The 19,778-nt window shown below is 57.8% G+C and carries 19 protein-coding genes and 2 tRNA genes; 15 read left to right on the forward strand and 6 right to left on the reverse strand.

The genetic code is table 11. From position 1 onward, the window contains the following. Window positions 1-169: 169 nt before the first annotated feature. The 4 genes from N018_RS18275 (at window position 170) to N018_RS18290 (ending at window position 4,995) form a co-directional block, all read left to right on the forward strand. Window positions 170-246: transfer RNA gene (locus N018_RS18275), tRNA-Met, on the forward strand. A gap of 345 nt (window positions 247-591) precedes the next feature. After that, window positions 592-668 (forward strand) — tRNA-Met (locus N018_RS18280). Between the two features lie 350 nt (window positions 669-1,018). Further along, the gene (mprF, locus tag N018_RS18285; protein ID WP_024644433.1) at window positions 1,019-3,661 is read left to right on the forward strand and encodes a bifunctional lysylphosphatidylglycerol flippase/synthetase MprF; all 2,643 of its coding nucleotides are present in this window, start codon (window positions 1,019-1,021) and stop codon (window positions 3,659-3,661) included. Further along, window positions 3,661-4,995, forward strand: coding sequence for a virulence factor family protein (locus N018_RS18290; protein WP_025390419.1), 1,335 nt, complete (start codon window positions 3,661-3,663; stop codon window positions 4,993-4,995). The genes mprF and N018_RS18290 overlap by 1 nt, the downstream gene beginning before the upstream one ends. 96 nt (window positions 4,996-5,091) lie before the next feature. Here N018_RS18290 and N018_RS18295 read toward each other — a convergent pair whose 3' ends face one another. After that, window positions 5,092-6,987 carry a potassium transporter Kup gene (locus tag N018_RS18295; RefSeq protein ID WP_024644431.1) on the reverse strand — a complete coding sequence of 632 codons (1,896 nt, stop codon included), beginning with the start codon at window positions 6,985-6,987 and terminating at the stop codon, window positions 5,092-5,094. 306 nt (window positions 6,988-7,293) lie between these two features. Here N018_RS18295 and N018_RS18305 point away from each other — a divergent pair, with 306 nt between their 5' ends. From N018_RS18305 to tsaA, 8 genes are all read left to right on the forward strand, one after another. Further along, entirely contained in the window at window positions 7,294-8,385 is a 1,092-nt protein-coding gene (locus tag N018_RS18305) for a catalase family protein (protein ID WP_024644430.1), read from the forward strand. 86 nt (window positions 8,386-8,471) lie between these two features. After that, on the forward strand, window positions 8,472-8,786 hold the full coding sequence (locus N018_RS18310; RefSeq protein WP_025390420.1) for a hypothetical protein: 315 nt from the start codon (window positions 8,472-8,474) through the stop codon (window positions 8,784-8,786). Beyond that, window positions 8,786-9,109 (forward strand): helix-turn-helix domain-containing protein, encoded by a 324-nt coding sequence (locus tag N018_RS18315; protein WP_024644429.1) that lies wholly within the window; start codon window positions 8,786-8,788, stop codon window positions 9,107-9,109. The genes N018_RS18310 and N018_RS18315 overlap by 1 nt, the downstream gene beginning before the upstream one ends. Before the next feature lie 299 nt (window positions 9,110-9,408). After that, a complete protein-coding gene (gene rimO, locus N018_RS18320; RefSeq protein ID WP_024644428.1) occupies window positions 9,409-10,752 on the forward strand; it encodes a 30S ribosomal protein S12 methylthiotransferase RimO in 1,344 nt (447 codons plus the stop codon). A gap of 115 nt (window positions 10,753-10,867) precedes the next feature. Next, window positions 10,868-11,308 carry a GNAT family N-acetyltransferase gene (locus tag N018_RS18325; protein ID WP_024644427.1) on the forward strand — a complete coding sequence of 147 codons (441 nt, stop codon included), beginning with the start codon at window positions 10,868-10,870 and terminating at the stop codon, window positions 11,306-11,308. Window positions 11,309-11,401: 93 nt separating this feature from the next. Continuing rightward, the gene (locus N018_RS18330) at window positions 11,402-12,112 is read left to right on the forward strand and encodes an rRNA pseudouridine synthase (protein WP_025390421.1); all 711 of its coding nucleotides are present in this window, start codon (window positions 11,402-11,404) and stop codon (window positions 12,110-12,112) included. A 76-nt stretch (window positions 12,113-12,188) separates the two neighbouring features. Next, the gene (locus N018_RS18335) at window positions 12,189-12,650 is read left to right on the forward strand and encodes a DUF1456 family protein (protein ID WP_024644425.1); all 462 of its coding nucleotides are present in this window, start codon (window positions 12,189-12,191) and stop codon (window positions 12,648-12,650) included. A gap of 13 nt (window positions 12,651-12,663) precedes the next feature. Further along, the gene (gene tsaA, locus N018_RS18340; RefSeq protein ID WP_024644424.1) at window positions 12,664-13,371 is read left to right on the forward strand and encodes a tRNA (N6-threonylcarbamoyladenosine(37)-N6)-methyltransferase TrmO; all 708 of its coding nucleotides are present in this window, start codon (window positions 12,664-12,666) and stop codon (window positions 13,369-13,371) included. A gap of 48 nt (window positions 13,372-13,419) precedes the next feature. On the opposite strand, the gene fpr is transcribed toward tsaA, so the two are convergent. Continuing rightward, window positions 13,420-14,199: a ferredoxin-NADP reductase gene (gene fpr, locus N018_RS18345; protein WP_002554680.1), complete on the reverse strand. Its 780-nt coding sequence runs from the start codon at window positions 14,197-14,199 to the stop codon at window positions 13,420-13,422. Between the two features lie 123 nt (window positions 14,200-14,322). Here fpr and N018_RS18350 point away from each other — a divergent pair, with 123 nt between their 5' ends. Further along, entirely contained in the window at window positions 14,323-15,249 is a 927-nt protein-coding gene (locus N018_RS18350) for a LysR family transcriptional regulator (protein ID WP_024644423.1), read from the forward strand. A gap of 6 nt (window positions 15,250-15,255) precedes the next feature. On the opposite strand, the gene N018_RS18355 is transcribed toward N018_RS18350, so the two are convergent. From N018_RS18355 to N018_RS18365, 3 genes are all read right to left on the reverse strand, one after another. Continuing rightward, on the reverse strand, window positions 15,256-15,621 hold the full coding sequence (locus N018_RS18355) for a diacylglycerol kinase (protein ID WP_024644422.1): 366 nt from the start codon (window positions 15,619-15,621) through the stop codon (window positions 15,256-15,258). 96 nt (window positions 15,622-15,717) lie between these two features. Beyond that, on the reverse strand, window positions 15,718-16,365 hold the full coding sequence (gene erdR, locus N018_RS18360) for a response regulator transcription factor ErdR (RefSeq protein WP_024644421.1): 648 nt from the start codon (window positions 16,363-16,365) through the stop codon (window positions 15,718-15,720). Window positions 16,366-16,574: 209 nt separating this feature from the next. Beyond that, window positions 16,575-17,285 (reverse strand): tRNA-uridine aminocarboxypropyltransferase, encoded by a 711-nt coding sequence (locus N018_RS18365; protein WP_024644420.1) that lies wholly within the window; start codon window positions 17,283-17,285, stop codon window positions 16,575-16,577. Between the two features lie 295 nt (window positions 17,286-17,580). Here N018_RS18365 and N018_RS18370 point away from each other — a divergent pair, with 295 nt between their 5' ends. After that, on the forward strand, window positions 17,581-17,997 hold the full coding sequence (locus tag N018_RS18370) for a quorum-sensing-regulated virulence factor family protein (protein ID WP_007250182.1): 417 nt from the start codon (window positions 17,581-17,583) through the stop codon (window positions 17,995-17,997). Between the two features lie 184 nt (window positions 17,998-18,181). Further along, window positions 18,182-19,279: an LOG family protein gene (locus N018_RS18375; RefSeq protein WP_024644419.1), complete on the forward strand. Its 1,098-nt coding sequence runs from the start codon at window positions 18,182-18,184 to the stop codon at window positions 19,277-19,279. Between the two features lie 26 nt (window positions 19,280-19,305). Here the strand turns inward: N018_RS18375 and recX are convergent, their stop codons facing one another. Next, window positions 19,306-19,776: a recombination regulator RecX gene (gene recX, locus N018_RS18380; protein ID WP_024644418.1), complete on the reverse strand. Its 471-nt coding sequence runs from the start codon at window positions 19,774-19,776 to the stop codon at window positions 19,306-19,308. Window positions 19,777-19,778 lie beyond the last annotated feature (2 nt).

Below are 19,778 nucleotides of genomic sequence, written 5' to 3' on the forward strand. Positions count from 1 at the left end.
ACGTTTCTGGCCCGTAAACATCATTCATATGCCTGGATAGACCCGTCATACGGGCGTCAAAGCGTTATCAGCCCGTTGCACTGCCGCGCTAACCGATTGAAGAAAAAGCACTTTTCTAAAACTAACCGTTGACACCTCGCCATCTCTCTGTAGAATGCCGCCACACAGACGCGGGATGGAGCAGTCTGGTAGCTCGTCGGGCTCATAACCCGAAGGTCGTCGGTTCAAATCCGGCTCCCGCAACCAAACATCAAGAAAGGCTACTCGAAAGAGTGGCCTTTTTTGTGCGCGAATGAAAAGCGCTGCTTACTATGCTCTGAAGCTGATTGCGTGGCGTGACGCAAACGTGTGTAAGGAACGAGCGGTACTGGGGAAAACACTCCTCGTCACTGGGGCATCGGGATCTGAGTCCTGTTTTTGGCTCATCTGGACTGGTGCATAACGATGAGCGCTCTACCCAGGCATGCAGTTCTGGACATCATGCGTCGATACTGATCGCGGCACGTGGGTCTCGCGAAGCGCCTCATTTATCTGTTTTTTGTATTAAGGGTTGACACTTCGGCGTTCGGCTGTAGAATGCCGCCACACAGACGCGGGATGGAGCAGTCTGGTAGCTCGTCGGGCTCATAACCCGAAGGTCGTCGGTTCAAATCCGGCTCCCGCAACCAAACATCAAGAAAGGCTACTCGAAAGAGTGGCCTTTTTTGTTTGCGATCAAAAAAGCTTTCAGGTGCTGGCTAACTGCCTGACAAAAAAGACTTTTTCCTCTGCCCTTTGAAACCCTATCATCACAGCTGTAACGTAATGTCATTGGCGACGACAGTTTTCGCAGGCGCTGCCGATAGGATATTACTAAGCTGAATCACTACTGAACCACAGCTGAACAGCTTCACCCGGTTTGAATCGTTATTCGCTCGTTAGACGTTGACGCGCTAACATCCTGAAATATTTTTTGCGTAGGGATTGGTAACTTGGCTGTATACCTCCATCCTGTCGCGCACGATCCAAGGAGTGATTGATGCGCGACAACACGTCAGATTCCCATAAAGCAGTTGATGCCGAACCACCCAGCACCCCTCCGCGCCTGCAATGGCGGGAACTGCTAAGCAAATACCGACAGCCTATCGGGCTGGCGGTGATGTTGCTGTTGTTCGGCCTGGCCCTGATTGCCTGCCGCCACATGCTGGTCGAAATGGACTGGTATGCGCTGCACGACTCGCTGTTCGCGGTCCCCCTGCCCGCCTTGGGCGGAGCACTGCTGGCTGCGGTGGTCGGCTACGTCATTCTGATGGGCTATGAACTGTCCGCCAGTCGGTATGCCAACGTCGACCTACCAGTCAAAACGCTGCTGCTCGGCGGCTTCACTTCATTTGCCATCGGCAATGCGGTGGGCCTTTCGATGTTGTCTGGCGGATCGGTGCGCTACCGCCTGTATTCACGCTATGGCGTGGGCGCGATCGAAATTGCCCGGATGACTGTGTTTGCCAGCCTGTCGCTAGGCTGCGCATTGCCACCGCTGGCTGCACTGGCGACGCTGAGCAATCTGTCCGGCGCGTCACTGGCGCTCAAGCTTCCGGTCGAAATTCTGGCTGTCGTTGCCACAGCGGTTCTGGCTGGCAGTCTGCTGCTGGCGGTCTTTATCTACCGCCGTCGCTTGCCGGAACAGGACATCCCGCACAACATCCTGGTCCGCCTTGGTCGTCGCACCCTGCGTCTGCCGGACTTGAAGCTGACCCTGATCCAGCTGGTGATTACCGCACTGGACGTCGCAGCTGCAGCGATGGTGCTTTATCTACTGCTGCCGCATGCGCCGCCACTCGGCGCGTTCATCCTGATTTACCTGTTGGCTCTGGCTGCGGGCGTACTCAGCCATGTGCCTGGTGGCGTCGGCGTGTTCGAGGCGATCCTGCTGGCGGCGTTTGCCAACGAACTGGGCGCTGCGCCACTGGCCGCTGCGCTGCTGCTGTACCGCCTGATCTACGTGGTATTGCCGCTGCTGCTGGCCTGTCTGACCCTGTTGTTTACCGAAGCCCAGCGCCTGCTGCCAACCAAACAGGCCATGCGCGTCGCCTCGGGATTGGCAGCGCCCATTCTGGCACTCCTGGTTTTCTTGTCGGGGGTGGTGCTGCTCTTCTCTGGTGCCACCCCTGAAATCGATACCCGACTGGAAAACGTCGGCTTCATGATTCCGCACCGACTGATCGATGCCTCGCACTTCGGTGCCAGTCTGGTCGGCGTGCTGTGTCTGCTGCTCGCCCAAGGCTTGCGCCGTCGGCTATCCGCAGCGTGGATGCTGACGGTGATTCTGCTGTTGGTGGGCGCGCTGCTGTCGATGCTAAAAGGTTTCGACTGGGAGGAAGCCAGTCTGCTGCTGTTGACCGCGGGCCTGCTGGCAATCTTCCGCCGCTCGTTCTATCGCCCGAGCCGCCTGCTGGAGTTGCCGTTCTCGCCACTCTATCTGATCGCCAGCATCTGTGTGGTCGGTGCCTCGATCTGGCTGCTGCTGTTCGCTTATCAGGACGTGCCCTACAGCCATCAGCTGTGGTGGCAGTTCACGCTTGATGCCGACGCGCCGCGTGGCCTGCGCTCAGCCCTTGGCAGTGCAGTGCTGCTGGTCGTGGTGTCCTTGACCTGGCTGCTGCGCACTGCAAGGCCGGTGATCAAGCTGCCCGACCCCGAGGATCTGGACAAGGCAGCTGAAATTCTCAAGGCCTCCAGCCAGCCCGATGGCGGACTGGTGCTGACCGGCGACAAGGCCATTCTGTTTCACCCGGCGGGTAATGCGTTTCTGATGTATGCGCATCGCGGACGCAGCCTGGTAGCGCTTTACGACCCGATTGGACCGACTCAGCAGCGTGCCGAACTGATCTGGCAATTCCGGGACCTGTGCGACGTGCATCATGCCCGCCCGGTGTTCTACCAGGTGCGTGCAGAGAACCTGCCGTTTTACATGGACATCGGCCTGACAGCCATCAAGCTCGGCGAAGAAGCCCGCGTGGACCTGCGCCGCTTTGACATCGACGCCAAGGGCAAGGAAATGAAAGACCTGCGTTACACCTGGAATCGGGGTGGGCGCGATGGTCTCTCGCTGGAAATCTACGAACCGGGCCAAGCGCCGATCGATGAGTTGAAAGTGATTTCCGATGCCTGGCTGACCGGCAAAAACGTGCGCGAAAAAGGCTTCTCGCTGGGCCGCTTCAGCCCCGGTTACCTGAAATATTTCCGCATCGCCATCGTCCACTTTCAAGGCAAGCCAGTCGCCTTTTCCAACCTGCTGGAAACCACCAGCCCGGAACTGGCCAGCCTGGACCTCATGCGTTCTCACCCGGATGCACCGAAGCTGACCATGGAATTCATGATGGTCGGCCTGATCCTGCATTACAAAGCCCAGGGCTATGCGCGCTTCAGCCTGGGCATGGTGCCGCTGTCCGGCCTGCAACCACGAAGGGGCGCGCCGATCACCCAGCGCCTGGGTTCGATGATCTTCCGTCGTGGTGAACAGCTCTATAACTTCCAGGGACTGCGCCGCTTCAAGGACAAGTTCCAGCCAGACTGGGAACCTCGCTATATGGCCGTGCCTGCCGGACTCGATCCGCTGGTCGCACTGGCTGACACCGCCGCCCTGATTGCGGGCGGCCTGACTGGATTGGTGAAACGCTGATGATTCGACGCTCCTGGCGCCTTTTGCTTGCAGTACTGGTAATTGTTCTTTTAGCCGTGGCTTTGGGAATATGGATCTGGAACCGCCCCGCTCCACCTGCATCGCTGGAACACCTGAACCTGGAAGGCGGCGCGCCGCTGACCAGCGTGACACCGGCTACAAGCGTCAAAACCCGCATTGCACTGGCTGTTACCGCTGAGGAGATGCTTACCGACAAGCAGTTACTGGCCGTCAGCAAAGACGCGTCGGCACGCATCATTCAGGTGGTGTTGCCCAAGGATGACTGTGTCCTGCAACAGAAGACCTTTCAGGCCGCGCTGCAGAAGCTCGACGGCCCCGCACAGGTTGTCGGCGGTATAGGCCCTGGTGCAACACTGGCGTGGCGCTGGCTGGCCGAACAGACCGATGACAAGGCCCAGGCCATCTCGGTGGGCTTTGCGCTTGAGCACGTCTCCAATCCTCCGCCAGTTCTGGAAGAGGACGAGAAACCGCCACAAATCTGTGACGTGCCGCTGCCACAGAAAGCGCCTCACGGGCACTGGCTGGCAGCATGGAACGATGCTCCGGATGATCCAAGTGCGGCCTTCGTGCGCGATCAGAGCAATGCCGATACGAGCATCAGTGACTACGACATTCCCCTGCCGCAGGTTCTCAATACTGAACTGCGTCATCTGCTGCTCGGCGAGAACGACAGCGGTGGCCTGGGCATTCCAGTCGTGGAAGTCCCGGCCAGCCAACCGTCCGATACCGTGACGTTGTTCATGTCCGGCGACGGCGGCTGGCGCGACCTGGACAAGGTAGTGGCGGGTGACATGGCCAAGATGGGCTATCCAGTGGTTGGCATCGACGTGCTGCGCTACTACTGGGAGCACAAGACCCCGGAGCAGACCGCCGTGGATCTGACCGACCTGATGAACCACTACCGGCAGAAATGGGGCACCAAGCGTTTCATCCTGGCAGGTTACTCATTCGGCGCGGACGTCATGCCGGCGATCTACAACCGTCTGTCCGCTGACGACCAGAACCGGGTCGACGCGATCATTCTGCTGGCCTTCGCCCGCACCGGCAGCTTCGAGATTCACGTTGACGGCTGGCTCGGCAACGCAGGCAAGGAAGCGACCACCGGGCAGGAAATGGCAAAACTGCCGGCTGCCAAGGTGTTCTGCGTCTATGGCGTCGAAGAGAAGAAGGACAGCGGCTGCACCGACACCACCGCAGTCGGCGAGGCGGTTCAGTTGCCTGGCGGTCATCACTTCGATGAGGACTACCCGGCACTGGCCAAACGCCTGATCGACGCCATCAACAAGCGTCAGGGCAAGGCCGCCGCCCAGTAAGCGTCTGCTTACGGAAAGCTGAGGGCACAAAAAATCCCGGCACCGAGAGGTTGCCGGGATTTTTTTGTCTGCACGCCAGGGCTTATACCCGCACGTTTACATCTCGACCTGCGTACCCAGCTCGATCACACGGTTGAACGGCAGCTTGAAGAAGCGCAGGTTACCGTTGGCATTCTTGAGCATGAAGGCGAACAGCGCCTCACGCCAACGGGCCATGCCATCCATCTTGGACGGGATCACTGTTTCTCGACTGAGGAAGTAGGTGGTGCGCATCGGGCTGAAATCCAGCTCGGCCAAGTGACACAACGTCAGCGCAGCAGGTACATCCGGCTCGTCAATGAAACCGAAGTGGAGAATGACCCGATAAAAGCCTTCACCGTAGGATTCCACCTCGAAACGCTGTGCGGCAGGCACACGCGGCGTGTCTTCATACACCACCGTCAGCAGCACCACCTGCTCATGCAACACCTGGTTATGCAGCATGTTATGCAGCAGCGCATGGGGGACCGCGTCCGAACGTGCGGTCAGGAACACGGCCGTACCCTGCACACGATGTGGTGGCTGCACGCGAATGCTGCCGATGAAGATCGGCAATGGCAGCCCGCCCTCGTCGATGCGCTCGGCCAGCAGTTGTTTGCCGCGCTTCCAGGTGGTCATGAGAATAAACAGCACCGCTCCGGCAAGCACAGGGAAAGCGCCGCCCTGGAAAATCTTCGGCACGTTGGCAGCGAAGAACAGACCGTCCACCAGCAACAGGCAGATCAACAGCGGTACAGCCAGCAAAGGCGGCCACTTCCAGAGCATCAGCATGACCGTCGACACCAGAATCGTGGTGCAGAGCATGGTCCCGGTGACCGCAACGCCGTAAGCAGAAGCAAGCGCACCGGACGACTCGAAGCCGATGACCAGCATGATCACACCCGCCATCAGCGCCCAGTTCACGGCACCGATATAAATCTGCCCTTGTGCGTCACTGGACGTGTGCTGAATGTGCATCCGCGGGATGTAACCCAGTTGAATGGCCTGCAACGTCATCGAGAACGCACCGGAGATCACTGCCTGAGAGGCGATGATGGTGGCCATCGTCGACAGCCCGATCAGCGGCAACAGTGCCCAGCCAGGCGCCAGCAGGTAGAACGGGTTACGTACCGCTTCAGGGTTACCCAGCACCAATGCGCCCTGCCCGAAATAATTGAGCAGCAGCGCGGGCAATACGAGGATGAACCAGGCGCGGGAGATCGGCTTGCGACCAAAGTGGCCCATGTCGGCGTATAGCGCTTCGGCACCGGTCAAGGCCAGCACAACAGCGCCCAGAATGGCGACGCCGATTCCGGGATGAATGATGAAAAAATGAACGCCCCATGCCGGATTGACAGCCTTGAGCACTTCCGGCGACTGCATGATGCCGTACACACCCAGCGCGCCCAGCACCAGAAACCAGACCACCATCACTGGCCCGAACAGCACCCCGATGCGCGCGGTGCCATGACGCTGAATCAGAAACAGCCCCACCAGCACAATCAGCGCCATGGGCACGATCCAGTGTTCAAGTCCGTCGAAGGCCAGCTCCAGCCCTTCCATTGCCGAGAGTACCGAGACGGCCGGGGTGATCATGCTGTCGCCGTAGAACAGCGCAGCGCCGAACAAACCGAACACCACCATCATCATTTGCAGCCTGGGATGCTTGGCGGATGCCCGACGGGCCAGCGCCATCAGCGCCATGATGCCGCCTTCGCCCTGGTTGTCGGCACGCAGCACGAACGCCATGTACTTGAAAGACACCACCCAGATCAGCGACCAGAAGATCAGCGACAACACGCCGAGTATCGCGTCGTGGGTCACGTCCACACCGTAGCCGCCCTGAAACACTTCCTTGAGGGTGTACAGCGGGCTGGTGCCAATATCCCCATAAACCACCCCCACTGCTGCGATCAGCAGCCCTATGGGCTTCGCAGTGCCTCCGGCATCGGCATGACTGTTTGCTTGACTCATCCACTACTCCCGGAAAACAGACATGAGGTTCAACAGACTGTGAACATCACAACACGTAACAATTCAGATTCAGCCAGACATTGACACGCCCGACCTCGAAGGCGCGAAGCATAACGCAGCATTGGCTGTAATTCTTGGTGAAACGCATGTCACCCCCATGAACAGGCCTTTACGGCTTCTCGCTGAGCGACTTTTAATGAACGGTGCCAATAGCGGCCGGTCACTTGGATAAGCCTGTCGCTATTGAGGTCATCAATCACCGCATCGACGTCCGGCCGCCCTGACTATCCTGACCGAGAAGCACCTATGACCCAGCGAGATCTGACTGTCCAGCCGTTACGCTTCCAGCCTTCGTTTGAAGTCATCCCGGATGATGAAGCGCAGACCAGCCAACAACTGGTCGAAGCGATGCATTCCATCCTGGAAACCACTTTTCAGGACACCGGACACGCCATTCGTAGCGTGCATGCCAAAGCTCACGGGCTGCTGCGTGGCCACATTCAAGTGTATGACGACCTGCCCGAGCCCTTGGCGCAAGGTGCATTCGCGAAACCCGGCAGCCTGCCGGTCATCATGCGATTTTCAACCAACCCTGGCGATATCCTCGACGACAAAGTCTCAACACCGAGAGGTCTTGCCATCAAGTTGGTCGGCGTCGAGGGTGCACGACTGCCTGGTAGTGCAGCGGCAACGACTCAGGACTTCGTCATGCAAAACGCCAAGGCATTCACCGCCAAAGACCCCAAGGCATTCTTGAAGACCCTGAAGTTGCTGGCCAGGACAACTGACAAAGCGCCCGGCATGAAGAAGGCACTGTCTGCCGTATTGCGCGGTATCGAGTCCGTGATCGAATCCGCAGGAGGTGAAAGCGGCACGTTGAAAAGCCTCGGCGGACACCCGACTACCCATGTACTTGGCGAGACCTTCAACACTGTTGTGCCCTTTCTGTACGGGCCTTACTACGCCAAGCTGAGCGTAGTACCGATCTCCCCCGAGCTGGTGGCGCTGACTGACCAGGCCGTGGATCTGAAAGATAATCCGGACGGCTTGCGCGAAGCCATAAAAGCGTTCTTCCTCGAAAACGATGCCAGCTGGGAAGTACGTATCCAGCTCGCCACAGATCCGGAAAAGATGCCTATTGAGGACGCATCGGTCGTTTGGCCGGAAGACCTCAGCCCTTACGTCGCGGTGGCCAGAATCGACGTTCCCCGTCAGTCCTCATGGTCTGAAAAAAGCGTTCAGGAAATCGATGAAGCCATGGCCTTCAGTCCATGGCACGGCCTGGAAGCACATCGCCCGCTGGGCGGAGTCATGCGCGTGCGCAAACCTGCCTATGAACACTCTGCCGGGTTTCGCAGGCAGCATAACGGCTGCCCAATGCATGAGCCGCGGGGCTGACAAAGTGTCCGCTCACCTGCTTCCTTGCAGATTTTTGAGTATAGCCCTATCATCCAAGTACGCCAATGACGCACACAAGGGATTGAATGATCTTCATCGAAACTCCCGTATTCACTTCGGACCTCAGAGATCATTTGGATGACGAAGCATATAGGGCTCTACAAACCTACCTCGCTGAGCATCCAGAATCTGGAGCTCTTATTGAAGATACTGGGGGCCTGCGAAAAATCCGCTGGGCGGCTCATGGCAAGGGAAAAAGCGGGGGTGTGCGAGTTATTTATTACCATGTCTCTGCGCGATACCAGATACGCATGATTTTGATCTATCGCAAAGGAATTCAGGATTCGCTGACTGACAAACAGAAGGCTCAGCTTCGTGCTCTCAACAACGGGTGGAAATGATGGAAAAAAATCTCTTTGATCGCCTTGTAGAAAGCATGACCGAGATGGACGAGATAGATCGCGGTGAGCGTCGGCCCTCGCGTGAATTCCATATCGATGCCCTTCAAGTCAAAAAAATCAGACAAGCGACAGGTCTTTCCCAGGCAACCTTTGCCAAGCGCATTGATGTCGCAGTCGGGACACTTCGTAATTGGGAGCAGGGACGACGCGAACCTGAGGGGCCAGCGCGTGCATTGCTTCGAGCGATACACAATGATCCCGAGCACGTTCTTGCAGCATTGAGTTTTAACGGGGATGAACTCGCAGACACGAAGCTGAACTGAATAGAGTTACCGTCAAAGCTCATTTGCTCTGCCGCATTTGGCACTACGTTATAAAGAAGACGTGAACCCGTGTACGGGTCAACAAGCCTTAAGGGGCCAAGGGCGTGCCAGGCCATAAAACCTCCAGCATTTCCGCTTTTGTTGCATATCGCGTCTCACACCCATCGCAATTCTCACCCTAACGCTGGTCATCCCGCCCGCTCACCGCTAGAATTGCGCACTTTTTGATCAGAGGCGCACCCAGCGCCCAGTCGGTGCCTGCGCTTTGCGCCTGGGCGCCCTTCACGCCGAGGTTTGCCATGTCCACCGTTACCACGCCGTCCGCCCCCAAGGTCGGATTCGTTTCTCTGGGTTGCCCGAAGGCGCTCGTTGATTCCGAACGCATCCTGACCCAACTGCGCATGGAAGGTTACGAAGTCGTTGCGACCTACGAGGACGCTGACGTGGTCGTGGTCAATACCTGCGGCTTCATCGACACGGCCAAGGCCGAGTCGCTGGAGGTGATCGGTGAAGCGATCAAGGAAAACGGCAAGGTGATCGTGACCGGCTGTATGGGCGTCGATGCGAGCGTCATTCGCAACGTACACCCGAGCGTGCTGTCGGTGACCGGCCCGCAGCAGTACGAGCAGGTGGTCAATGCCGTGCACGACGTGGTGCCGCCACGCAAGGATCACAATCCGCTGATCGACCTGGTGCCGCCACAAGGCATCAAGCTGACACCGCGCCATTACGCTTATCTGAAAATCTCCGAAGGCTGCAATCACAGCTGCAGCTTCTGCATCATCCCGTCGATGCGCGGCAAGCTGGTCAGCCGCCCGGTTGGCGACGTGCTGGACGAAGCCAAGCGTCTGGTTAAATCCGGTGTGAAAGAGCTGCTGGTGATTTCTCAGGACACCAGCGCCTACGGCGTCGATGTCAAATACCGCACTGGATTCTGGGACGGCCAGCCAATCAAGACCCGCATGACAGAGTTGTGTCAGGCACTCGGCTCGATGGGCGTCTGGGTTCGCCTGCACTACGTCTACCCGTATCCGCACGTCGACGAACTGATTCCGCTGATGGCAGCCGGCAAGATCCTGCCGTACCTGGATATTCCGTTCCAGCACGCCAGCCCGAAAATCCTCAAACTGATGAAGCGCCCGGCCTTCGAAGACAAGACCCTGGCACGCATCAAGAACTGGCGCGAACAGTGCCCTGAGCTGATTATCCGCTCGACGTTCATTGTCGGCTTCCCTGGCGAAACCGAAGAAGACTTCCAGTACCTGCTGGACTGGCTGACCGAGGCCCAACTGGATCGCGTCGGCTGTTTCCAGTACTCGCCGGTCGAAGGCGCGCCTGCCAATCTGCTGGACGCCGCCATCGTGCCGGATGACGTCAAGCAGGATCGCTGGGACCGTTTCATGGCTCATCAGCAGGCAATCAGCGCTGCACGCCTGCAAATGAAGATCGGCAAGGAAATCGAAGTACTGATCGACGAAGTCGACGAACGCGGCGCCGTGGGCCGTTGCTTCTTCGACGCACCGGAAATCGATGGCAACGTCTTTATCGGTCTGGACGATGACAGCACTGTCCAGCCTGGCGACAAGATCATGTGCCGCGTGACCGATGCCGATGAATACGACCTGTGGGCCGAGGTGCTCTAAAGGTGCTCTAAGCTTCGCAGTACAAGCGGTTCGAAAAAGCCCTGCCTCTGAAACGGCAGGGCTTTTTTATGCGCAATTGTTGTCTATGCAAAATCGGCAATAAGGAGCGACCGAGATGCAGTTATATGCCCCGCGCAAAGAGGATTATCCAGAACTCAGTGATGTCTGGGAGCGCTCGGTGCGCGCCACTCACGACTTCATGCCCGAGGCCTACATCGTCAGGCTCAGGGCATTGCTGACGCAGTACCTGGACAGCGTGACACTATTCTGTACTCGTGATGATGCGTCGAACATCACTGGCTTTGCGGGCGTCAACCGACGCAAGCTGGACATGCTGTTCATTGCGCCGGAACACCGGCATCAAGGCCTCGGGAGCTTCCTGCTGCAGCATGCTATCCAGCATTTCGGTATCGTCGAGCTGGACGTGAACGAACAGAATCCTCAAGCGTTCGGCTTCTACTGCAAGCATGGCTTCAAAATCGTCAGGCGCTCGGAAATGGATGGTCTTGGCAACCCCTATCCCATGCTCAGGATGCGTCTCGACGGCCGGGATTGAAGCCGATTGCCGCACAATTGCAATGTTGCAGCGATTAACCGGGCTTGGGCGGTTACAATGGTGCCTTTCTCATCAGTAAGCGGCTTTTTTGTCATGACAGACCCCATTCGCCTTTCCAAACGCCTTATCGAACTGGTGGGCTGCTCCCGCCGGGAGGCCGAGCTGTTTATCGAGGGTGGCTGGGTCACTGTGGATGGCGTAGTTATCGAAGAGCCGCATTTCAAGGTCAGCACCCAGAAAGTCGAGCTTAGCCCAGACGCCAAGGCCGACTCTCCGGAACCCGTGACCATCATCCTGCACAAGCCAGCATCGGCCAGCGCCGAAAGCGCCTTGCAGATGATCACCCCGGGCACCCTTTCCGAAGAACACAGCTACAGCAAGCGTCCGCTCAAAGGCCACTTCATGCGCCTCGAACCGATTTCGAGCCTGCAAGCCGACGCCAGCGGCCTGATGGTATTCAGCCAGGACTGGAAAATCCTGCGCAAGCTCACCGATGACCGCAGCAAGATCGAGCAGGAATATGTCGTGGAAATCTCGGGGGACATGGTTGCCCACGGCCTGAACCGTCTTAATCACGGCCTGACCTACAAAGGCAAGGAATTGCCAGCCGTGAAGGCCAGCTGGCAGAACGAAAACCGTCTGCGCTTCGCCATGAAAAATCCGCAGCCCGGTGTCATCGCGCAGTTGTGTGAAGCCGTCGGCCTGAAAATCGTCTCCATCCGCCGCATTCGCATTGGCGGCGTGTCAATGGGCAAGCTGCCGGAAGGTCAATGGCGCTACATGACGAGCAAGGAAAAGTTCTGACCGCCGCACACCACCTTATCAAAGCGCGCGTGATTGTCTTCACGCGCCGCCATACGACTATCAGGACTCACGCCATATGATGAACAACGATGTATTGCGCAGCGTGCGCTACATGCTCGATATCAGCGACAGCAAGGTTGTCGACATCACCGCGCTGACCGGCTTTGAAGTGTCGAAAAGCGACGTCATCGCCTTCATGAAAAAAGACGAAGAGGAAGGTTACCTCGATTGCAGCGATGAGATCATGGCGCATTTCCTCGACGGCCTGGTCTACTTCAAACGTGGCAAGGACGAAAGCCGTGCGCCGCAGCCAATCGAGCTGCCGATCACCAACAACATCGTTCTGAAAAAACTGCGCGTGGCGTTCGAGCTGAAAGAAGACGACATGCACGCCATCCTCAAATCCGTCGACTTTCCGGTCTCCAAGCCAGAGCTGAGTGCGCTGTTCCGCAAGGTTGGGCATACCAATTACCGCGCGTGCGGTGATCAACTGTTGCGCAACTTCCTCAAGGGTCTGACCCTGCGCGTTCGTGGCTGAATCGGCTGATACCATGAGCTACAACGTTTCCCCTGTCGGTTACGTGCGCTCCTGTTTCAAGGAGAAGTTCGCCATCCCGCGCCAGCCGCAGCTGGCTCCGGCAGCACGCGGGGTGCTGGAACTGGTGGCACCTTTCGATCAGGGAGAAGCTGTTCAGGGCTTGGAGCAGGTCAGCCATGTGTGGCTGTTGTTCCTGTTTCATCTGGCGCTGGAAGACAAACCGCGCCTTAAAGTGCGCCCTCCCCGCCTTGGTGGCAACCAGTCTATGGGAGTGTTCGCAACGCGCGCCACACATCGCCCCAACGGCATCGGGCAATCGGTGGTCAAGCTGGACAAGGTCGAACCCGGACGCCTCTGGCTGTCGGGCATTGATCTGCTGGACGGCACACCCGTGCTGGACATCAAGCCTTACGTGCCCTATGCGGATGCCGTCAGCGAAGCACGCAACGATATCGCCAGCGCGGCACCAGAACTGATTCCGGTGCAGTGGCAGGACGCAGCGCTCGTACAGGCCCACGAACACGCACTACGCCTGAACGAGCCTTTGGTGGAGTTGATCGAACAATGCCTGGCTCAAGATCCGCGCCCGGCCTATCAGTTGCCCACGCCGGAACGCCGCTACGGCGCCCGGTTCTGGGATCTGGATGTGCGCTGGCATTACCCGCAGGCGGGTGCCATCCGTGTGCTTGAAGTGACGCTGGCGACAAATTCCGCGCACTAAAAACCCGCCTGATCCTTTCAAGGATGAGGCGGGTCTTCATGGACCGACCTACTTCTCGACGAATGCACGCTCGATCAGATAATCACCCGGCTCACGCATGCGTGGCGAGACGGTCAGACCGAAGCTGTTCAGCACTTCGCTGGTTTCGTCGAGCATGCTCGGGCTGCCGCACAGCATGGCGCGGTCATCCTGAGGATTGATCGGCGGCAGGCCGATGTCACTGAACAGCTTGCCACTGCGCATCAGATCGGTCAGTCGACCTTCGTTCTCGAACGGCTCGCGTGTGACCGTCGGGTAGTAGATCAGCTTGTCACGCAGCGCTTCACCGAAAAACTCGTTCTGCGGCAGATGCTCGGTGATGAATTCGCGATAAGCGACTTCGTTCACGTAACGCACACCGTGGCACAGGATGACCTTCTCGAAACGCTCGTAGGTTTCAGGGTCCTGAATCACGCTCATGAACGGCGCCAGACCGGTGCCGGTGCTCAATAGATAAAGATGCTTGCCTGGCTTGAGGTCGTCCAGCACCAAGGTGCCCGTAGGTTTTTTGCTGATGATGATTTCATCGCCTTCCTTCAGGTGCTGCAACTGCGAGGTCAGCGGGCCGTCCGGCACCTTGATACTGAAGAACTCCAGATGCTCTTCCCAGTTCGGGCTGGCAATCGAGTAGGCGCGCATGAGCGGACGACCGTTGGGCTGCTGCAGACCGATCATGACAAATTGACCGTTCTCGAAGCGCAAGCCTGGGTCGCGGGTGCACTTGAAACTGAAGAGGGTGTCGTTCCAGTGGTGGACGCTGAGGACACGCTCGTGGTTCATGTTGCTCATGTACGTGAGGACTCCTGAAAAAATAGTGCGCGCAGAAGCACTGCGCTATTGCGCGACATTCTAGTGGCAGACAGAATATCTGTTAAATGAATTATTAAGATATAGGTAATCGGTTATATAGATATGCGATTTACTCTCCGTCAACTTCAAGTGTTTGTCGCCGTTGCCCAGCAGGAAAGCGTCTCCAAAGCAGCGGTACTGCTTTCGCTTTCGCAGTCGGCGGCCAGTACCTCTATTACCGAGCTGGAACGCCAGTCGAGCTGCCAATTGTTCGATCGCGCGGGCAAGCGGCTCAGCCTCAACGCAACCGGTCGGCAGCTATTGCCGCAAGCCGTTGCGCTGCTCGATCAGGCCAAGGAAATCGAAGACCTGCTCAACGGCAAGTCCGGCTTCGGCTCGCTGGCGGTTGGCGCGACGCTGACCATCGGCAATTACCTGGCGACCCTGCTGATCGGTGGCTACATGCAGCGCCACCCGGAAAGCCAGGTCAAACTGCATGTCCAGAACACTGCGAACATCGTGCAGCAGGTGGCACACTACGAAATCGACCTGGGCCTGATCGAAGGCGATTGCAGCCACCCGGACATTGAAGTGCAGCCTTGGGTAAAGGATGAACTGGTAGTGTTCTGCGCGCCGCAACACTCCTTGGCACAGGGCGGTCAGGCATCGCTGGAGCAACTGACCCGTGAAGCCTGGATCTTGCGCGAGCAAGGCTCTGGTACAAGGCTGACGTTCGATCAGGCCATGCGTCATCATCGCAATGGATTGAATGTCCGACTGGAGCTGGAACACACCGAAGCGATAAAGCGCGCGGTGGAGTCCGGGTTGGGGATTGGCTGCATTTCCAGACTGGCACTGCGCGACGCGTTTCGTCGTGGCAATCTGGTGGAACTGGCCACGCCAGAGCTGGACCTGGCGCGGCAGTTCTACTTTATCTGGCATAAACAGAAGTATCAGACCTCTGCCATGCGCGAGTTTCTCGACCTGTGTCGCGCCTTTACCGCCGGGGCCCAGCGCAGCGACGAAATAGTGCTGCCCAGCCTGTACTGATCGGGCTTAACCCAGTAGCACGATGCCCCACACCAGCGCGATCATGCTCAGCGCGATGAATTGCGCGGCGCTGCCCATATCCTTGGCGTTCTTGGACAGTGGATGCAGGTCCAGGGAAATACGGTCGATGGCTGCCTCGACCGCAGAGTTGAGCAGCTCCACGATCAACGCCAGCAGGCACACTGCAACCAGCAAGGCGTGCTCGCCCTTGCTGACGTGCAGAAAGAACGAGAGCGGAACCAGCACGACATTGAGCAGCACCAACTGACGAAAGGCGGCCTCGCCTTTGAAGGCAGCGGACATACCATCAATAGAATAGCCAGCGGCGTTGAGAATACGTTTAAGGCCGGTTTGGCCTTTGAAGGGTGACATAGGGAACTGCCGTGCGAAAAAGATGAGGAAAACTAAGGCACTAAAGGTCAAAAAAGCGTGAATACCGTTTCATGACGTGCCTTTGCCTAACGTGCTTCAGTGGGACGAAATAGACTCAAGCTGTTGTAACAGCAACGCGGCCTGAGTACGCGTGCGCACCCCAAGCTTGCGGAAAATGGCCGTAACGTGGGCCTTGATAGTGGCTTCGGAGACACTGAGCTCGGAAGCAATCTGCTTGTTCAACAACCCCTCGCAGACCATGGTCAGCACCCGGAACTGCTGGGGCGTCAGACTGGCAAGCCCCGCACTGGCGGCTTTCGCCTCGTCCGAAACGCTGATCACCTCATTGACTTGCGGCGGCCACCAGACGCCGCCATCCAGCACGGTACGGACCGCCTGCTGAATAACTTCAAGCGAACTGGACTTGGGAATGAAGCCGCTGGCACCGAACTCACGAGAGCGCACGACAATCGACGCTTCTTCCTGCGCCGAGACCATCACCACCGGTATTTGCGGATATTGCCCACGCAACAGTACCAACCCGGAAAAGCCGTAGGCACCCGGCATATTCAAGTCCAGCAGCACCAGATCCCAGTCGGATTTTTCGTCCAGACGCGATTCCAGCTGCGCAATGCTCTCTGCCTCGACCAGCCGTGCCGCAGGCCCCAGGCCGATGGTCAACGCCTGATGCAGCGCACTGCGAAACAGGGGATGATCATCGGCGATCAGGATGTCGTAGGTCATGTAATAATCCTGTTTTTATAGAGAGAGGCCGAAACAATCGGCCGCTCCAGGTCTGACAATTCGCACCGCGCCGATAATAAAAGGCAGCAAGCACAACGTCAGACCAGATGAATCGGCTTCCAGGCGGCGCCAAGCATGCCCAGCAACACCATGACGGTCAAGCGCGAACCACCATGGCCTGCAGACAGAGGCAGCAATTAGCCATATCTCTAAAGAAAAGCCTTCAAATGAGTGTGCGCCGCGTCGTTCGGGTCAACCGGGTTCTGAAATTTGGCGCCCAGGTAGTGCGCGCTGAACACATCCAGATACGCATCCAGTACGCCGCTGGCACTGCAATCATCAGCCAGCTCCAGGCACAGAGCGGCAACTTCTGCCGTGCAGAAGTGATCGTCACGCTTGGAACGACGCAGGCGATAACGCGAGATCTGCTCGGGCGCGAGGCTGAGCACCGGAAACCGTTCCAGGTACGGGCTTTTGCGGAACATCTTGCGCGCTTCATTCCAGGTCGCGTCCAGCAAGATGAATAAAGGACGCTTGCCGTGCTCGCGCGACACCTCGGTTACCACCCGCTCTTCGGCGACGAACTCGCCAGGGAAGACGATGTAGGGCTGCCATTGTGGATCATCCAGCAGGGCCAGCAGCCGCTCATCGACATCTACCCGCGACCAGCCGAACGCGTGCGTGTCTTCGATGACATCGGCAATGAGCCAACCGGTGTTGGTCGGCTTTAACGGCTCGGTGTCATACATCAACAGGCACATGCCCGAATCAGCAGCGACCCTGGGACGCCACGCGCACAGACAATAGCTGGAAATGACCCGACAATCAGGGCAACGCGGCGCTCGCGAACCTCGTGCGGTGAAAGGCTTGATGGCGCGTGCGAGGCGTTCGTCGCGCAAACGGGAAACGGCGTGGCTCATGGCAGGACACGCCGGCAGGGGAAATACATCGACACCACGAAGACTCGACAGCGATAAAGTGCGCACAGTTTATCAGAGCCCCTGCGCATCAGCCTGCTTTAGGACCGGTGTCTGTTCCCGTATCAGTGCAAGCCGTGTTGAAACAGGCGCAGCCACTTTTCGTACAGAGCCTAGGCCCGAGGAAGACTCCTGCTCTATACTGCTGCGCCATTACAGCCCGCGTTAGTGGCGGGCTGACCGGAACGCACGTTGCAGTTGCTGGTCCAACGGCCAGCTACTTAATCAGGAGAGTTTAATGCTGCGCCTTATCGCCCCTACCCTTACGTTGTTGCTCGTTGCTCCGCTGTGCGCCCAGGCGGCGTCTAAACAGGAGTTCGAACTCAGCAAGATGCTGGAAAAAGTCGCGAAGGAAAGCAGTGTCGGAACCCCACGGGCGATCAACGAAGACATTCTGGATCAGGGCTATACCGTCAGCGGCAACGAGCTGATCAACCATCTCAGCGTGCGTGAAGGTCAGGCTCAGCAAATGCGCGCCAACCCTGATGTGATGCGCAATCAACTGGGCAACAGCGTTTGCCACAACAACGGCTTCCGTCAGTTGATGACCAAAGGCGCCGTACTCAAGTATCAGTTTACCGAGTACAAAACCAACCGCCCGGTCGCCACCCAGACCTTCCAGGCCTCGGACTGCACCGTAAAACCGAAGAAGTAAGCCGCCCGGATACTTCATCATCTGCCACGCGCCTGCCCTTCAGGCGCGTTCGGCCTTTAGACATTCAGCAACTCATTAACCTTGAAAACCCGCGGGTAACCGATAGCCTTTCTCTGCAAACCAGCACATCATCGAATCGACGCACCCTAGCGGGTCATTGATTTTGCAGGAGGAGAAATCCTGAATGCCGTATGTACCTGACGATCTTCTATCACGACATTTCCAGAGTAACGGCCTCGACCTGACCAGCAAGGTCGAAGAGCATATCCATCAGGTTGCCCCGGACACCCGCAACCTGCCGCTGTATCGCGACATGATCCTGACCGTGCTGCGCATGGCCCAGGACGACCGCAATCGCTGGGACGTCAAGATCACTTTGCAGACACTACGCGAGCTGGACAAGGCCTTTCGTGTACTGGAACGCTTCAAGGGACGCCGCAAAGTAACCGTGTTCGGCTCTGCTCGTACACCGGTGGAACATCCGCTGTACGCGCAAGCCACAGAGCTGGGCGAGAAGCTGGCGCAGTCCGACATGATGGTCATCACTGGCGCAGGCGGCGGCATCATGGCAGCAGCGCACGCCGGTGCCGGCCTGAAACACAGCCTTGGCTTCAATATCACCCTGCCCTTCGAGCAACATGCCAATCCGACTGTGGAGGGCACTGAAAACCTGCTGCCCTTCCATTTCTTCTTCACCCGCAAACTGTTCTTCGTCAAGGAAGCCGATGCGCTGGTGCTCTGCCCGGGCGGTTTCGGCACCCTGGATGAAGCGCTGGAAGTGCTGACCTTGATACAAACCGGCAAAAGCCCGTTGGTACCGGTTGTATTACTGGACACGGCGGGCGGCAGCTTCTGGCAAGGCGCCCTGGACTTCATCAAAAACCAGTTGCAGGAAAACCACTACATCCTGCCAGCTGACATGAAGCTCATGAGGCTGGTTTACAGCGCCGACGAAGCTGTGGAGGAGATCAATCAGTTTTACAACAACTTCCACTCCAGTCGCTGGCTAAAGAACAAGTTCGTGATCCGCATGCGTCATGCGCTGAGTGAGCAGGCATTGGCTCACCTGCAGGAAGCTTTCGCTGACCTGTGCATCAGTGAAAACTTTCATCAGCACAGTTATGAGGGCGAAGAGCACGATGAAGCGCAATTCAGTCACCTGACACGGCTTGCGTTCACCTTTACAGGACGCAATCAGGGTCGGCTTAGGGAGTTGGTGGATTACATCAATCTGCAAGAAAACTGGGCAGACGCCTCAGTCAGGAGAAATACGGCGGTATAACAACCGCCAGTGAATCCACTCCGATATCAATCGTCCCGGTGATTACGGCCGCTTAACAGGCGGCCGATCATATCCAGCGGATACCCTCGATAACTCAGAAATCGCCCCTGTCTGGCACGCTCCCGGGCATCAACCGGTAATGCGCCAGCGAACTTACGCTGCCAGATATCCTCAAGCTTCTCCTGCCAGTCGACCCCGCACTCCCTGAGCGCCTGCTCGATATCAGCTCGCTGCAGACCGCGCTGGCTCAGCTCTTCCCGGATACGAACAGGGCCATAGCCAGAGCGTGCACGGTAAGAAACAAAACTTTCAAGATAACGAGACTCAGAGAGCAAACCTTCCTCGACCAGACGGTCAAGAGCAGGTTCTATAAGCTCGGGGGGAGCGCCGCGCTGACGCAACTTACGCGTCAGCTCGACACGACCATGCTCGCGGCGTGCGAGCAGGTCCATTGCAGTTCGCCGTATGGCGACGGGTGTATCGAGCACGGCAGCCATGG

The organism is Pseudomonas syringae CC1557 (assembly GCF_000452705.1).
Taxonomy (GTDB): domain Bacteria; phylum Pseudomonadota; class Gammaproteobacteria; order Pseudomonadales; family Pseudomonadaceae; genus Aquipseudomonas; species Aquipseudomonas syringae_F.

What these genes read in the sequence shown, in the direction of transcription:
- mprF (WP_024644433.1), top strand. Translation starts at nt 1,019, where the DNA reads ATGCGCGACAACACGTCAGATTCCCATAAAGCAGTTGATGCCGAACCA.
- N018_RS18290 (WP_025390419.1), top strand. Translation starts at nt 3,661, where the DNA reads ATGATTCGACGCTCCTGGCGCCTTTTGCTTGCAGTACTGGTAATTGTT.
- N018_RS18295 (WP_024644431.1), bottom strand. Translation starts at nt 6,987, where the DNA reads ATGAGTCAAGCAAACAGTCATGCCGATGCCGGAGGCACTGCGAAGCCC.
- N018_RS18305 (WP_024644430.1), top strand. Translation starts at nt 7,294, where the DNA reads ATGACCCAGCGAGATCTGACTGTCCAGCCGTTACGCTTCCAGCCTTCG.
- N018_RS18310 (WP_025390420.1), top strand. Translation starts at nt 8,472, where the DNA reads ATGATCTTCATCGAAACTCCCGTATTCACTTCGGACCTCAGAGATCAT.
- N018_RS18315 (WP_024644429.1), top strand. Translation starts at nt 8,786, where the DNA reads ATGGAAAAAAATCTCTTTGATCGCCTTGTAGAAAGCATGACCGAGATG.
- rimO (WP_024644428.1), top strand. Translation starts at nt 9,409, where the DNA reads ATGTCCACCGTTACCACGCCGTCCGCCCCCAAGGTCGGATTCGTTTCT.
- N018_RS18325 (WP_024644427.1), top strand. Translation starts at nt 10,868, where the DNA reads ATGCAGTTATATGCCCCGCGCAAAGAGGATTATCCAGAACTCAGTGAT.
- N018_RS18330 (WP_025390421.1), top strand. Translation starts at nt 11,402, where the DNA reads ATGACAGACCCCATTCGCCTTTCCAAACGCCTTATCGAACTGGTGGGC.
- N018_RS18335 (WP_024644425.1), top strand. Translation starts at nt 12,189, where the DNA reads ATGATGAACAACGATGTATTGCGCAGCGTGCGCTACATGCTCGATATC.
- tsaA (WP_024644424.1), top strand. Translation starts at nt 12,664, where the DNA reads ATGAGCTACAACGTTTCCCCTGTCGGTTACGTGCGCTCCTGTTTCAAG.
- fpr (WP_002554680.1), bottom strand. Translation starts at nt 14,199, where the DNA reads ATGAGCAACATGAACCACGAGCGTGTCCTCAGCGTCCACCACTGGAAC.
- N018_RS18350 (WP_024644423.1), top strand. Translation starts at nt 14,323, where the DNA reads ATGCGATTTACTCTCCGTCAACTTCAAGTGTTTGTCGCCGTTGCCCAG.
- N018_RS18355 (WP_024644422.1), bottom strand. Translation starts at nt 15,621, where the DNA reads ATGTCACCCTTCAAAGGCCAAACCGGCCTTAAACGTATTCTCAACGCC.
- erdR (WP_024644421.1), bottom strand. Translation starts at nt 16,365, where the DNA reads ATGACCTACGACATCCTGATCGCCGATGATCATCCCCTGTTTCGCAGT.
- N018_RS18365 (WP_024644420.1), bottom strand. Translation starts at nt 17,285, where the DNA reads ATGAGCCACGCCGTTTCCCGTTTGCGCGACGAACGCCTCGCACGCGCC.
- N018_RS18370 (WP_007250182.1), top strand. Translation starts at nt 17,581, where the DNA reads ATGCTGCGCCTTATCGCCCCTACCCTTACGTTGTTGCTCGTTGCTCCG.
- N018_RS18375 (WP_024644419.1), top strand. Translation starts at nt 18,182, where the DNA reads ATGCCGTATGTACCTGACGATCTTCTATCACGACATTTCCAGAGTAAC.
- recX (WP_024644418.1), bottom strand. Translation starts at nt 19,776, where the DNA reads ATGGCTGCCGTGCTCGATACACCCGTCGCCATACGGCGAACTGCAATG.